General features: G+C 71.6%; 4 protein-coding genes. All 4 read left to right on the top strand.

All coding sequences use genetic code 11. From position 1 onward, the window contains the following. The first annotated feature begins 4 nt into the window (after positions 1-4). The 4 genes from MDN94_RS31300 to MDN94_RS31285 all read left to right on the top strand — a co-directional run bounded on the left by MDN94_RS31300 (position 5) and on the right by MDN94_RS31285 (position 16289). Entirely contained in the window at positions 5-259 is a 255-nt protein-coding gene (locus MDN94_RS31300) for an acyl carrier protein (protein ID WP_441267261.1), read from the top strand. Positions 260-267: 8 nt separating this feature from the next. Further along, positions 268-1449, top strand: coding sequence for an acyl-CoA dehydrogenase family protein (locus MDN94_RS31295; protein ID WP_482729227.1), 1182 nt, complete (start codon positions 268-270; stop codon positions 1447-1449). Next, entirely contained in the window at positions 1449-2477 is a 1029-nt protein-coding gene (locus tag MDN94_RS31290) for an HAD-IIIC family phosphatase (RefSeq protein ID WP_482729226.1), read from the top strand. The genes MDN94_RS31295 and MDN94_RS31290 overlap by 1 nt, the downstream gene beginning before the upstream one ends. A gap of 90 nt (positions 2478-2567) precedes the next feature. Further along, positions 2568-16289 (top strand): amino acid adenylation domain-containing protein, encoded by a 13722-nt coding sequence (locus tag MDN94_RS31285; protein ID WP_482729225.1) that lies wholly within the window; start codon positions 2568-2570, stop codon positions 16287-16289. Positions 16290-16296 lie beyond the last annotated feature (7 nt).

The raw sequence follows: 16296 nt of genomic DNA, 5'->3' as shown, positions 1-16296 counted from the left end.
TGACATGAGCACGGACATCAAGCCCCGGATCGCGCACTACCTCTCCCGCTTCTTCCCCGTGCACGACCTCAAGGACGACGACGACATCTTCCAGCTGGGCTTCGTCAGCTCGATGTTCGCCATGCAACTGGTCGCCTTCGTCGAGCACGAGTTCGGCATCACCGTCGAGAACGACGACCTCGAACTCGACCACTTCCGCTCCGTCAGCGCCCTCGAGGCCTTCGTCAACCGCAAGCTGTCCGCAGCCGTGCCCCAGTGAGGCGACCCGTGTCCCTGACGACCCAGCCACCCGCCGGGCACACCGAGGCCCGGGAGGAATTCCAGGAGTTCGCCCAGCGCGTCGTCGCACCGGCCGCGGACTCGATCCACCGTGCCCAGCACACCCCGCCGGAGCTCGTCCGCGCCCTGGCCGACAGCGGGTACCTCGGCCTGGCCGTCCCGCGGGAGTACGGCGGAGGCGGCAGGGACGCGGTCACCCTCGGACTGCTGGCCGCGGAGATAGGACGCGCCTGCTCCTCACTGCGCAGCCTGCTCACCGTGCACACCATGGTCGCCCACGCGATCATGCGCTGGGGCAGCCGCGCCCAGAAGGACACCTGGCTGCCCCTGCTCGCGACCGGCGAACGCATCGCGGCACTCGCCGTCTCCGAACCCGGCGCCGGCAGCGACGCCGCCGGCGTCACCAGCCGCCTCACCCCCACCGGTGACGGCCACCTGCTCGACGGCCACAAGAAATGGATCACCTACGGCCACGTGGCCGACCTGTTCCTGACGGTCGCCCGGACCGAGGAAGGACCCACCGCGGTCCTCGTCGAACGCCCCGCCCCCGGCCTCAGCACCTCCCTGATCACGGACCTCATCGGCATCCGCGCCTCGATGACCGCCGACGTGCGCTTCGAACAGACCCCGGTGCCCGAGCAGAACATCCTCGCCCGCCCCGGCCTCGGCATCTCGCACGTCGTCGGCGCCGCCCTCGACCTCGGCCGCTACACCGTGGGCTGGGGCAGCGTCGGCATCCTCGACGCCTGCCTCGACGCCTGTCTCGCCTACGCGGGCGAACGCGAACAGTTCGGCGCGCTCATCAAGGACCACCAACTCGTCCGCCGCATGATCAGCGACATGTACACGGAGGCCCGCGCGGCCCGCCTGCTGTGCATGGACGCCGGCCGGCTCCGCGACGAGCGCGACCCAGGAGCCCTCGCCGCCACCTCACTGGCGAAGTACTTCGCCTCCCGCGCCGCCGTACGCGCGGCGACCGACGCCGTGCAGATCCACGGCGCCAACGGCTGCAGCTCCGCATACCCCGTACAGCGCTACCTCGGCGACGCCAAAATCATGGAAATCATCGAGGGAAGCACCCAGCTCCACCAAGTCGGCCTCGCCGAATACGCGTTCCAGGATTTCACCCTCGGCCGCCATCAGCTGCGCACCACGAACAGGGGAAATTGATGACGATCACCGTGAAATGCGTGGTCTGGGACCTCGACAACACCGTATGGGACGGAGTGCTCCTCGAGGACGGGGACGTCAAACTCCGCCCGGGAATCGTCGACGTCCTGCGTACCCTCGACGAGCGGGGAATTCTCCACTCCATAGCCAGCCGCAACGACCACGCCGCCGCCATGGCCCGACTCGAAGAATTCGGCATCGCCGAATACTTCCTCTATCCCCAGATCAACTGGGGCCAGAAGTCGGACTCGGTGAAGGCGGTCGCCGAAGCGATCAACATCGGCATCGACACCCTCGCCTTCGTCGACGACCAGCCCTTCGAACGCGACGAGGTCGGCTTCACCCACCCCCAGGTGCTGTGCATCGACGCCCTCGACGCCGAACGCATCCCCGACCTGCCCCGCATGCAGCCGCGGTTCGTCACCGCGGACTCCCGCGAACGCCGCCACCTGTACCGGGCCGACGCCCGGCGCAAGGCCGCGGAGGAGTCCCACACCGGCGCCTCCGAAGAGTTCCTCGCCTCCCTCGACATGCACTTCACCATCGCCCCCGCACGGGAGGACGACCTCAAGCGCGCCGAGGAACTCACCGTACGCACCAACCAGCTGAACGCCACCGGCTACACGTACTCCTACGAAGAGCTCGACGCGTTCCGCTCCTCGCCCGACCACGAACTGCTCGTCGCCTCACTCGACGACAAGTACGGCACCTACGGCAAGATCGGCCTCGCCCTCGTCGAACGCTCCGCCGACGTATGGACCCTGAAACTGCTCCTGATGTCCTGCCGCGTGATGGCCCGCGGCGTCGGCTCCGTCCTCCTGGGCCACCTCATCCGCAAGGCCCACGACGCCGGCGTGACCCTGCGGGCGGAATTCGTCTCCACCGACCGCAACCGGACGATGCTCGTCACCTACAAGTTCGCCGGCTTCCGCGAAGTGGCCAAGAACGGTGACGTCTCCGTCCTCGAACACGACAACTCCCACATCCCCAGCTTCCCCCCGTACATGGAAGTCGTCGTCGAAGACTGATCCGCCGGTGCGGTACGGCCGCGCCCCCGGGCGACCCTCCGGCCGTACCGCACGCTCCCGTCCAGGCCGGATGCCTCACATGGAGAACCGATGAACGCCAACGCCACCAACGCCGCCGACACCACCGCGAACGAAGAGCGACTGCGGCGCGCCATGGCGGCCGTTCTACAGCTCCAAAAGCGCAACGCGGAACTCGAGGCGCAGCGTTTCGAACCCGTCGCCATCATCTCCATGGCCTGCCGGCTCCCCGGCGACATCGAGACCCCCGAGGACTTCTGGAACGTCCTCGCCCAGGGCAGGGACACCACCGGACCCCTGCCCGCCCGCTGGGACGGCCTGGACCTCTACGACCCCGATGTGACAGCCCCCGGCAAGAGCTACTCCCGCGAAGGCGGATTCCTCACCCGCATCGAGGACTTCGACGCCGCGTTCTTCGGCATCAGCCCGCGCGAGGCCCAGTCGATGGACCCGCAGCAGCGCCTGGTCCTGGAAGCGTCGTGGGAGGCGCTGGAGCGCGCCGGCATCCGCCCCGGCACACTCACCGGCAGCCGCACCGGCGTCTACCTCGGCGCCATGCGCTCCGACTACGAAACCGCCCAGGCCGACTACGAGATCCTCGACGGATACCAGGGCACCGGCATCGCCGGCAGCGTCCTGTCCGGACGCGTCTCCTACGCGCTCGGCCTCCAGGGCCCCGCCATGACCATCGACACCGCCTGCTCCTCCTCCCTCGTCGCCCTCCACACCGCGGCCACGGCCCTGCGCAACGGCGAATGCGACCTCGCACTCGCCGGCGGCGTGACCGTCATGACGACCCCCGGCCTCTTCGTCGAGTCCAGCAGGCTCGGCGCCATGGCCCCCGACGGCCGCTGCAAGAGCTTCTCCGCCCAGGCCGACGGCGGCGGCTGGTCCGAAGGCGCCGGCATGATCGTGCTCAAGCGTCTGTCGGCCGCCGAACGCGACGGCGACCGCGTCCTGGCCGTGATCCGCGGCTCCGCCGTCAACCAGGACGGCGCCAGCAACGGCCTGACCGCCCCCAACGGACCCTCCCAGCAGCGCGTCATCCGCGACGCCCTGGCCGCCGGCGGCCTCACCCCCGCCGACATCGACGTGATCGAGGCGCACGGCACCGGCACCTCGCTGGGCGACCCGATCGAAGCCGGCGCTCTCGCCGAAGTCTTCGGCACACGCGAGGTGTTCCTCGGATCCTCGAAATCCAACATCGGCCACACACAGGCCGCCGCCGGCGTCGTCGGCGTGATGAAGATGGTTCTCGCCCTCCAGCACGAGACGCTGCCCCGCACGCTGCACGCCGACGAGCCCAGCCCCCACATCGAGTGGCACAGAAGCGGACTGACACTCCTTCAGGAAGCCCGGCCCTGGCACAAGGGCGAGCGGACCCGCCGCGCCGGCGTCTCCTCCTTCGGCCTGAGCGGCACCAACGCCCACGTCGTCATCGAGGAAGCTCCCGCGCCCGCCGCGACGGTCGAGCCCTCGGCACCCGCGCCCTCGCCCGTGGTGCTGTCCGGCACGAGCCGGGCGGCGCTGCGCGAGCAGGCCGGACGCTGGGCCGACTGGCTCAGGGCCCACCCCGACACGCCCCTGCGGGACATCGCCGCCACCGCCGCCACCGGCCGCACGCACTTCACGGAACGCGCGGGCGTCGTCGCAGACGACACGGCCGCCCTGGCCCACGCCCTGCGGACCCTGGCCGACGGCCTGCCCCACCCGGACGTCGCCGAAGGCTCGGCGGGGGAGCGGGGCCAGGTCGTGTTCGTCTTCCCGGGTCAGGGTAGTGAGTGGGCGGGGATGGGGCGTGGACTGCTGGAGCAGTCGCAGGTGTTCACCGACGCGGTGCGTGAGTGTGATCAGGCGCTGGCGCCGTATTTGGACCGGTCGGTGGAGGGCCTGCTGCGGGAAGGGTGCGTGGAGGACTGGTCGCGGCTGGATGTGCTGCAGCCGGTGATGTTCGCGGTGTATGTGGGCTTGGCTGCGGTGTGGCGGTCCTTGGGCGTGGAGCCGGCCGCGGTGGTGGGCCATTCGCAGGGTGAGGTGGCGGCCGCGGTGGTGGCCGGTGCGCTGTCCGTCGAGGACGGTGCACGGGTGATCGGTGTGCGTAGCGCCGCATTGCAGACGGTCGCCGGTGTGGGCCGTATGGCGGTGGTGGAACTCCCGCTCGACGAGGTGCAGGAGGCGATCGGCCCGTACGGGGACGCGGTGTCGGTGGCGGCGGTGAACACACCGTCCTCGACCGCTGTCTCCGGTGACGCGGACGCGATCGGCGCGCTGCTGGAGATGTGGGACGACGCGGATGTGTCGTGCGGGTGGCTGGAGGCGCCGGTCGCCTCCCACAGCCACCATATGGACGCCCTGCTGCCCGACCTGGAGGCCCGCCTCGCCCCGCTGCGGCCGCGCCCGGGACAGGTGCCGTTCTACTCGACGGTCACCGGCGCGCTGCTGGAGGGCACGGCGCTCGATGCCGCGTACTGGTGCCGCAACCTCCGCCGGCCGGTGCGCCTCGATGCGGCGCAGCAGGCGCTGCTCGCGGACGGGCTGGACGTGTTCGTGGAGGTCAGCCCCCACCCGGTCCTGATCATGCCGTTGACGGACGGCAGTGCCGGGCGGGGTGTGGTCGTCGGCACGCTCCAGCGCGAGCGCGGGGATCTGGCGCAGATGGCGCGCATGGTGACGCTGCTGCACGTGGCGGGCGTCGAGGTGGCCTGGGAGCCCCTGCTGGGAACGCACGGTCCGGTGGTGGACCTGCCGACCTATGCCTTCCAGCGCGAACGTTTCTGGCTGGACACCGTCACCAAGGCGTCGGGTGATGTGACCTCGGTGGGGTTGGAGTCGGCGGGGCATCCGTGGCTGGGTGTGGTGACCGCGCTCGCCGACGGCGAGGGTCATGTGTTCAGCGGTCGTGTGTCGCTGCGTGAGTTCGGCTGGTTGGCCGATCATGCGGTGTTCGGCACGGTGATCGTCCCTGGCACCGCGTTGTTGGAACTCGCTTTGTCGGCGGGCCATTTCGTGGGTGCGGGCCGGGTGGAGGAGCTGGCGCTCCTGGAGGCGCTGGTCGTTCCGCTGGAGGGTGAGCTGCGGCTTCAGGTGACGGTGGGGGCGCCCGGTCCGGATGGTCGTCGTGCGGTGGCGGTCTACAGCCGGCGTGGTGAGGACGGTGAGTGGGTGCGGCATGCGTCCGGCGTGCTGAGTGAGGCACCGGCCGTCGCGTCCGGCGGGTTCGAGGCGTTGGCGCAGTGGCCGGTGGCGGGTGCGCAGCGGGTGGACCTGGACGGTTTCTACGAGCGTCTGGACACCATCGGCGTCGAGTACGGCCCCGCATTCCAGGGCCTGAGCGAGTTGTGGCGTGACGGCGACACGGCTTATGGCCTGGTGCGGCTGCCCGAGGACGTCACGACCGACGGCTACGGCATCCATCCCGCACTCCTCGACACCGCCCTGCACACCCTGTTCGCCGTACCGGACGGCAACGGCACGGGAGACGACATCGCCCTGCCGTTCCAATGGACCGGGGTCGACATCCTCACCGGCGCGGGCAGCCTGCTTCACGTCCGGGCCGAGCTCGACGAGACACGCACCGCCGCCCGGATCTGGGTGGCCGACGAGAACGGCGACCCCGTCGCCCGGATCGAGGGACTCCAGGTACGGCCGGCCACGGCGGAGCAGATCCGCGCCGCCGCGTCGGTGTCCGTCGACCACCTGTACCGGGTGGAGTTCCAGCCGGTCATGGCCGGCTCTCAGGCACGGGACGCCGAGCGGCTGGTGATCGACGCGCGGGGCTGGTCGGGTGCGGTGAGGGAGGTCGCCGGACGTGGACTGGCCGAACTTCAGCAGGCGTTGCCCGGCGACGCAGCCGAGATCGTGTTGGTGACCTGCGGTGCGGTCGGTGAGGACGCCGTGGACGTGGGCCAGGCGTCGTTGTGGGGTCTGGTGCGTTCGGCGCGCAGTGAGCACCCCGAGCGGGTGATCCGCCTGATCGACACCGACACCGATGAGGGCTTGGCGTCGGCCGTGCGAGTGGCGGACGAGCCCGAGCTGATCGTCCGCGCAGGCAAGGTGCTGGCGGCCCGACTGGTCCGGGCGTCGGCAGATGCCGGCGCGCAGAGCCGTGGGCTGGATCCTGCCGGCACGGTCCTGATCACGGGCGGCACGGGGGAGTTGGGTCAGGCGTTGGCCCGTCACCTGGTCCATGAGCATGGGGTGCGCCGTCTGGTGCTGACCTCACGTCGTGGCACGGACGCACCTGGCGCCGATGAGTTGGTGGGGGAGTTGACCGCGGCGGGTGCCGAGCGTGTCGAGGTCGTCGCGTGTGATGTGGCCGATCGTGCCCAGGTCCGTGCCCTGCTCGCCGGGGTGGACACCGCCCACCCGTGGACCGGTGTGTTCCACCTCGCCGCCGTCCTCGACGACGGACTCCTCCAGGGTCAGGACAGCGACCGTCTGGCCCGCGTCCTGGGTCCGAAGACCGAGGGTGCGCTGCACCTGCACGACCTCACCCGCGAACTCGGCCTCGATCTCGCCGCCTTCGTCCTCTACTCCTCCGCCTCCGGCGTCCTCGGCGGCCCCGGCCAGAGCAACTACGCCGCCGCCAACACGGCCTTGGACACGCTCGCCGCCCTCCGCCGTAGTCAGGGCCTGGCCGCGACCAGCCTCTCCTGGGGTCTGTGGCAGCAGGCCGGAATCGGACTGACAGCGGAACTCGGGCAGCAGGACGTGGCGCGGATGCGGCGCCAGGGCTTCGGCGCTCTGTCCCAGCAGCAGGCACTGGCCGCGCTGGACGCCGCCATGCTCCAGCCGCACGCCCACCTCGTCCCGATCAAGCTCGAGACCGCATCACTGCGCCGCGCCCTCGACGACGGCGAGCAACTCCCGCCCGTCTTCCGCGCCCTGGTCCCCGCCCGCCTGCGCGGCACACGCCGTTCCCCCGGCTCCGGCTCCGACCTGCGTGAGCAGTTCGCCGCCCTGCCGCAGGCCGAGCGCCGCGCCGCGGTCACCGAGATGGTGCGCCGCGACGTCGCGGTCGTCCTCGGTATCACGGACCCGCGGGAGATCGGCGACGACCAGCCGCTCAAGGACCTGGGTCTCGACTCGCTGATGGCCGTCGAACTGCGCCGCCGCCTGTCGGCACAGGTACGCGCCGTCCTGCCCGCGGACCTCGCCTTCGCCCACCCCACCCCCGGCGCCCTGGCCGACCACCTCCTCACCCACGTCTTCGACGCCGCACCCGGCATCGTCACCCCCGGCACCGCCGGCGCAGCACCGCTGCCATTGGAACGCGCCGGACAACGGGACGCCCACCCGGCGACCGAGGGTCAGAACCGCCTGTGGTTCCTGGAGCAGATGCACCCGGGCACCGCCCGCTACAACGTGGCTCTGCGTATACGGCCTGCCCGTCCGCTGGACCGCGACGCGTTCGTCCGGGCCCTGGCCTGGATGGCCGGGCGGCACGAGGCACTGCGTACCGGACTGGGCTCCCGAGAGAGCCGGCTGGTCCAGAACGTCCACACCGACGTCACCGTCCCGTTCACGTACGAGGACCTGTCCGGCCTCGGCCAGGACGCGGTGGACGACAGGATCCGGCAGGAGGAGCTGCAGCCCTTCGACCTCGCCGGACCGACCCTGCTGCGCTGTCGCCTGCTCGACACCGGCGCCGACGGCCAGATCCTGTGCCTGACCTTCCACCACTCGGTCACCGACGGCTGGTCCCTGACGGTCTTCCTGCGCGAACTGTACGACGCCTACCGCACGTTCACGGAGGGACAGCAGCCGCAGGCGGCCGAACCCGCGCACCACGTCGGCGACTACGCCCGCTGGGAACAGCGCAGCCTCGCGGAGGGGCGGTTCGAGGAAGGGCTGCGGTTCTTCGCCGCCGAACTTCAGGGCTCGCCGATCCTGGAACTGCCACCCGGCCCGCAGGCCGTGGCGGAAGGCGCCGAAGGCGGCGACGCGGTCTACTTCACCGTGCCCGCAAAGCTGCGCGGGCAACTGGAGGCACTCGCCTCCGAAGCGTCCGTGACCCCGTACACCGTCTTCGCCGGCGCGTTCGCCGTGATGCTGGCCCGCTACGCCGGTCAGGACGACTTCACCCTGGGCACGGTCTGGGCCAACCGCCAGCTGCCGGGCACCTCGGACGTGCTGGGCTTCTTCACCAACACGCTGCCCCTGCGCTGCGATCTGAGCGGCGACCCCGTCTTCACCGATCTGCTGGCCGCGATGCAGCCGCGGATCCTGGGGCTGGTCGAGCACCAGAGCGTGCCGCTCACCGAGGTGATGAAGGTCGCCGACACGCCCCGCACCGGCGACGACAACCCGCTGATCCGCGCCGTGTTCAACTACATGGGCGCCGACTTCCCCGCCCTGGGCAGCGGCGAGGACGCCTGGCTCCTGCCGGCCGGCGGCAACGGCGCGGGCAACGTCCGCGGCGCCTCCAAGTTCGCCCTCGGCATGAACCTCGCGCCCAGCGGCGACGGACTGTGGGGCGAACTGGAGTACCTCCCCCACACCATGGACCGGGCGTCCGCCGAGCGGATGGTGCGCAACTTCCGCACCCTGCTCGAGTCGCTGGCCGCACAGCCGCGGCGCCGCCTGAGCGAGTTGGATCTGCTGGAGGCGGCCGAGCTGGCCTGGCTGGACGAGCGCGGCGGCCGGCCGTCGCTCACGGCGGGCCCGGACACCACGACCGCCCTGGACCTGGTGCTGGCCCAGGCGCGGCGCACACCCGACGCGATCGCCCTGGTCTGCGACGGCCGGGAGACGACCTACCGTCAGATGGTGGCGCGGGCCGGGACACTGGCCGCGCGGCTCACCGAGGCCGGTGTGACGGCCGAGATCCCGGTAGGGGTGCACCTGCCCCGCTCCGCGGACCTGGTCGTCTCGGTGCTCGCCATCTGGATGGCGGGCGGCGCCTACCTGCCCGTCGACCCGCACTACCCGCAGGCACGCGTCGACTACGTGATCCAGGACAGCGGACTGCGGGTCCTCGTCTCCGACCGGCCGGTGGACACCACGGCCCACGTCCTGCTGATCGGCGACATCCCCGACGCCCCCCTCGACGCCGCATGGCCCCCGCCGGCCGCCCGCCCCGCGCTCGACGACCTGGGATACGTCATCTACACCTCCGGCTCCACCGGCACCCCCAAGGGCGTCCTGATCGAGCACGGACAATTCGTCAACTTCTGCCGCAGCGTCGACGAGCGGATCGGCGGCGGCCCCGGAGACACCTGGCTGGCCGTGACCAGCCCCTCGTTCGACATCTCCACCGTCGAACTGATCTGGACCCTCACCCGCGGCTACCGCGTCGTCATCGCCCAGGGCAGCGTCGGCGAATGGCCCGGCTACCGCTCCTTCGCACCCACCCACCTGCAGTGCACCCCCTCGCTGGCCAGAATGCTGCTGGCCGACGCCGACGGCCGGGCCCTGCTCGGCGGCCTGGACCGCATGATCGTCGGCGGCGAGGCGCTGGACCGGCCGCTCGCGAAGAAACTGCTGCGCACCGTACGCGGCTCGGTGACCAACATCTACGGCCCCTCCGAATGCACCGTGTGGTCCACCACCTGGAACGTCGAACCGGGCGAGGTGTCCCTCGGCGACGCCGTCCTGGGCACCGGCCTGTACGTCCTCGACAGCCACGGCGCACGGATGCCCCGCGGCAGCCGCGGCGAACTGTGGATCAGCGGCCGGGCCGTCACCCGCGGCTATCTCGGCAGGCCGGAACTGACCGCACAACGCTATGTGCCCGACCCGTTCTGCCCCGGCGCCCGCATGTACCGCACCGGCGACCTGGTGCGCTACCGCGAGGACGGCAGCCTCGAGTACTGCGGCCGCATCGACACCCAGATCAAGCTGTACGGACACCGCATCGAACTCGGCGAGATCGAAGCCGTCGCGGGCGAACACGACTGCGTCGTCGAATGCGCCGCCGTCGTACGCCAGGACACCGAGAACGACCCCCGGCTGTTCCTGTACTGGACGGGCCGGCCCGCCGAAGAGGACCTCGTACGCGCCTACATCGCCGAACGGGTCCCCGCCTACATGGTGCCTACCCGGCTGGTACGCCTGGACGAACTGCCGCACACCCCCAACAAGAAGGTCGACCGCGGTGCGCTGCTCAGGATGCCCGCACCGCGGGCCGCCGGCACGGCACCGGCCCCCTCCGACACCGCACCCGCCGCGCCCGCCCCCCTCGGCGACAGCGTCGAGCAACTGGTGCGACGCGCCTGGGCGCAGGTGCTGGACCGTCCACGGATCGAAACCGACCGCGGCTTCTTCGAGCTGGGCGGCAACTCGATGACCGCCCTTCAGGCCCACAAGGTCATCTGCGAAGGACTCGGCCGCGAGTTCCCCCTGTCCGCGGTCTTCCGCTACCCCACCGTCCGGCAGCTCGCCGCTTTCCTGCGCGGCGACCACGACGCCACCAGGACCGCCCGCGGCCCGCGACCCGCACCGCCGCGCCGCACCGACGACGACGCGATCGCCATCGTCGGCATGTCCTGCCGGCTGCCCGGCGCACCGGACATCACCACCTACTGGAACAACCTCCGCAACGGCACCGAGTCGATCACCCGGTTCTCCGAGACCGAACTGCGGGCCGCCGGCGTCCCCGACACGCTGCTGCGCGACCCGAACTACGTGCGGGCCAAGGGCCACGTGGAGAACGCGGACCTCTTCGACGCCACGTTCTTCGACTACTCGCCCGCCGAGGCCGAGACGATGGACCCGCAGCACCGCCTCTTCCTCGAATGCGCCTGGGAAGCCCTGGAACACGCGGGCCTGGTCCCGCAGACCTACGACGGCAGCATCGCAGTCTTCGGCGGATCGGGCTTCGGCGGCTACGGCGGCGAGGAAGTCAACGACATGTCGTCGTTCTTCCGCACCATGATCGGCACCAAGAACGACTACTTCGCCACCCGCGTCGCCCACAAGCTCAACCTCCGCGGCCCCGCCCTGTCCGTGCAGACCGCCTGCTCGACCGGCCTGGTCGCCGCCCACCTGGCCCGCGAAAGCCTGCTGCGCGGCGAGTCCGACGTCGCCCTCGTCGGCGCCTCGTCACTGACCGTCCCCCTCAAACAGGGCTACATGTACCAGCAGGGCCTGGTGCTCTCCGCGGACGGCAAGTGCCGCGCCTTCGACGAGAAGGGCGGCGGCACCGTCTTCGGCAGCGGCGTCGGCGTGGTGGTCCTGCGCCGCCTGTCCGACGCCCTCGCCGCCGGCGACACCGTCTACGCCGTGATCCGCGGCAGCGCCGTCAACAACGACGGCGCCGACAAGGTCGGCTTCACCGCGCCGAGCGTCGAGGGCCAGGCACAGGTCATCGCCGCCGCCCAGGCCGCAGCCGGTCTCACCCCCGCCGACATCGGGCTCATCGAAGCCCACGGCACCGCGACCGCGCTGGGAGACCCCATCGAAGTACAGGCACTGCAGCAGGTGTTCGCCGCGGACGACCGCGACGAGCCGTGCGCCCTCGGCTCCGTGAAGACCAACATCGGCCACACCGACGTCACCGCGGGACTCGCCGGCCTCATCAAGGCAGCCCTGTGCCTGCACCACGCCGAACTCGTGCCCAGCCTCAACTTCGAACGCCCCAACCCCGAGATGGGCCTCGACCCCACCCTCTTCCACGTCAACACCGAACTGCGCCCGTGGCAGCAGGACACCCCCCGCCGCGCCGGCGTCTCCTCCTTCGGCATCGGCGGCACCAACGCCCACGTCGTCCTCGAACAGGCCCCGCCGCGCCACCCGCACGAAACCCCCCGCACCGACGGCGAACAGCCTGCCCCCCTGCCCGTCGTCCTCTCCGCACGGAACGACACGGCACTGCGCGAGCAGGCCGGACGCTGGGCCGACTGGCTCAGGGCCCACCCCGGCACGCCCCTGCGGGACATCGCCGCCACCGCCGCCACCCGCCGCGCCCACTTCACCGAACGGGCCGTCGTCATGGCCGGCACCACCACCGACGCGGCCGAAGCCCTCACCGCCCTCGCCGGACACCGCTCCCACCGCGCCCTGATCCAGGGCTCGGCGGGGGAGCGGGGCCAGGTCGTGTTCGTCTTCCCGGGTCAGGGTAGTGAGTGGGCGGGGATGGGGCGTGGACTGCTGGAGCAGTCGCAGGTGTTCACCGACGCGGTGCGTGAGTGTGATCAGGCGCTGGCGCCGTATTTGGACCGGTCGGTGGAGGGCCTGCTGCGGGAAGGGTGCGTGGAGGACTGGTCGCGGCTGGATGTGCTGCAGCCGGTGATGTTCGCGGTGTATGTGGGCTTGGCTGCGGTGTGGCGGTCCTTGGGCGTGGAGCCGGCCGCGGTGGTGGGCCATTCGCAGGGTGAGGTGGCGGCCGCGGTGGTGGCCGGTGCGCTGTCCGTCGAGGACGGTGCACGGGTGATCGGTGTGCGCAGCGCCGCGCTGCAGACGGTCGCCGGTGTGGGCCGTATGGCGGTGGTGGAACTCCCGCTCGACGAGGTGGAGGAGGCGATCGGCCCGTACGGGGACGCGGTGTCGGTGGCGGCGGTGAACACACCGTCCTCGACCGCTGTCTCCGGTGACGCGGACGCGATCGGCGCGCTGCTGGAGATGTGGGACGACGCGGATGTGTCGTGCGGGTGGCTGGAGGCGCCGGTCGCCTCCCACAGCCATCATATGGACGCCCTGCTGCCCGACCTGGAGGCCCGCCTCGCCCCGCTGCGGCCGCGCTCGGGACAGGTGCCGTTCTACTCGACGGTCACCGGCGCGCTGCTGGAGGGCACGGCGCTCGATGCCGCGTACTGGTGCCGCAACCTCCGCCGGCCGGTGCGCCTCGATGCGGCGCAGCAGGCGCTGCTCGCGGACGGGCTGGACGTGTTCGTGGAGGTCAGCCCCCACCCGGTCCTGATCATGCCGTTGACGGACGGCACCCTGCACGCCGGCCACGACCAGGCCGTCGTCGCAGCCACACTCCAACGCGACCACGGCGACCTCACCCAGTTCCTGCGCACCGCCGGCCTGCTCCACGTCCACGGCGTCCCCGTCGACTGGCGACGCGTCCTCGGCGAAGCACCCGTGGCCGCACTGCCCACCTACGCCTTCCAGCGCCGCCGCTACTGGATCGACACCCCCGCCAAGACCACCACCACGTCCACCGCCGCACCCGTCGACGCCTTCTGGACAGCCGTCCGCGCCGGCGAGAGCGGCCGGATCGCGGACCTGCTGGACGCCCCCGCACCGCTGCGCGCCGGGATCGACGAACTCCTGCCGCTGCTCGCCGCCTGGCAGGACAGGCAGCACACCCATGCCACCGTCGCCCCCTGGCTCTACGACGACGTGTGGCAACCGCAGTCCCCGCCCGCCACCACCCCCGCCGCCCTCGAAGGCGGCTGGGCCCTGGCCGCCGGCCCCGAACAGGCCGGCCTCGCCGACGAACTCACCCGCGAACTGCGCCTGGCCGGCGCCACCATGCACCGCCTCGACACCGGCCAGGACCGCACCGAACTGGCCACCGCCCTGAACACCCTCGCCCCCGGCCTCGCCGGCATCGTGACACTCGGCGGCCTCGACACCACCCTCGACACCGCCGGCGTCCCGCACGGATTCCGCACCACCCTCACCCTCGTCCAGGCCCTCATCGACACCGGCCTGCCCCTGCCGCTGTGGATGCTCACCCAAGGCGCGGTCAGCATCGACGGCACCGAACCCCTGCCCCACCCCCTGCAGGCCCTGGTGGCCGGACTGGCACGGGTGACCGCCCTGGAACAGCCCGCCCTGACCGGCGGCACCGTCGACCTGCCGGCGAGCCCCCACGACGGCTGGGCCCTCCAACTCGTGAACACCCTGCTGGCCAAGGACCACGAGGACCAGATCGCCCTGCGCCCCGACGGCCGCTACGTCCGCCGGATGCTGCGAACCGCCCCCGACCGGCCCGCCACCGACTGGACCACCGGCGGCACAGCACTGATCACCGGCGGCACCGGAGGACTGGGCCTGCACCTGGCCCGCTACCTCACCCGTCGCGGCACCACCCGCCTCGTCCTGGCCTCCCGCACCGCCTCCCGCTCGGCCGCCGCCGCCGCACTGCGCGACGAACTCGCCGGCGCCGGCATCACCGTCACCACCACCGACTGCGACATCAGCGACCGCGAACAACTGCGCCGGCTCCTCGAACACTGCGACGACGACGCGACGCAACCGCTGCGCGTGGTCGCCCACCTCGCCGGCATCACCCGCGGCACCGCCCTCCAGGCGATCACCCACGACCAGATAGGCGAGGAACTGGCCGCCAAACTCCACGGCGCCCGGCACCTCCACGACCTGCTCACCGACCGCCCCCTGGACGCGTTCCTCCTCTACGGCAGCGGCGCCAGCCTGTGGGGCGGAGCCCACCAGGCCCTGTACGCCGCCGCCAACACCGGACTCGACGCCCTCGCCCGCCACCGCCGCACCCTCGGCCTGACCGCAACCGTGGTCCACTGGGGCGGCTGGGCCGGCGAGGGCATGCTCACCGCGGAGGCCGAAGAACACGTCCAGGCCCGCGGCCTGTACTCCATGGAACCCGCCCACGCCCTGCACGCCCTCGGCGCCGCCCTCGACGCCGACCTGACCACCCTCGGTGTCGCGGACATCGACTGGGCCCGCTTCGCCCCCGCCTACTGCGCGGCCCGGCCCCGCCCCCTCATCGAGGACATCGACGACGTCCGCGCCGCTCTCGCCGCCCACCAGACACCCGACGACACCCTCGCCGGCGCCCGCCTCGCCGACGAACTCGCCCGCATGAGCCCCGAGACGCGCCTGCACCACATGACCGGGATCGTCCGCACCGAAATGGCCCACGTCCTGGGCCTCGCGGCCGCGGACATCCCCGACCTGCAGCCGCTGCAACAGCTCGGATTCGACTCCCTGATGGCCGTCACCGTCCGCGGCAACCTCGCCCGCGCCACCGGCCTGCCCCTGACCACCGGCATCCTCATCAAACACGCCACCTGCGACGGCATCGCCCGCCACCTCATCGGCGAACTCCACGGCGAGCCCGCCGGCCCGCCACCGCCGCCCCCAACCGGCGACAACCCCTGGCTGCGGGTCCTCAAGCCCGCCACCCGGCCGCACGCCCGGATCGTGTGCCTGCCCGGCATGGGCGGCACCACCGGCGGCTACACCCCGCTGATCCGCAACCTCCCAGAGGGCGTCGAACTCCTCGGCGTGCAGATGCCGGGCCGCGAGGCCCGCACCGACGAACCGCCGATGACCGACATGACAGCCGTCGCCGAACACATCACGACCGCCCTGTCCGGCCACGACCCGATCCCGCTGGTCCTCTACGGCCACAGCCAGGGCTCCTGGCTCGCCTGGGAAGTCGCCCACCGGCTCGCCGAACGCGACGACGCACCGCCGCTGTCCCTCGTGGTCGCCTGCGCCCGCACCCCGTTCGCCGACACACCCGAGATCATCCAGCGGATCGGGGAGGCGACCGCCGCCTGGGACGGCACCTCGACCGCCCACCTCGCCGAGGTCTACCAAGGGCTGCTGCCCCAGCAGATCCTCGACAACGAAGACCTCCTCACCGAGTACATCCAACGGCTCGTCGTCGACGTCCAGCTCGGCGAGAACCACCGCGAAACCCTCGCCGACGTCCACCGCGACCCGCTGAAGATCCCCGTCGTCGCCATAGCCGGCACCCACGACCCGGTGGTCCCCGCACCGTCCATGGACAGCTGGCGCGAAATGACCCACGGAACCTTCACCCGGCGCAGCATCCCCGGCACCCACGCGGCACCGCTCGAGAACGCACAGGCCATGGCCGCCGAACTCCTCTCCGCGATCCCCGCCCCGGGCCGATGACCCGCCC

The sequence above is a fragment of the Streptomyces sp. WAC00040 genome (genome assembly GCF_056835925.1).
This window is presented reverse-complemented; position numbering and strand designations above follow the sequence as displayed.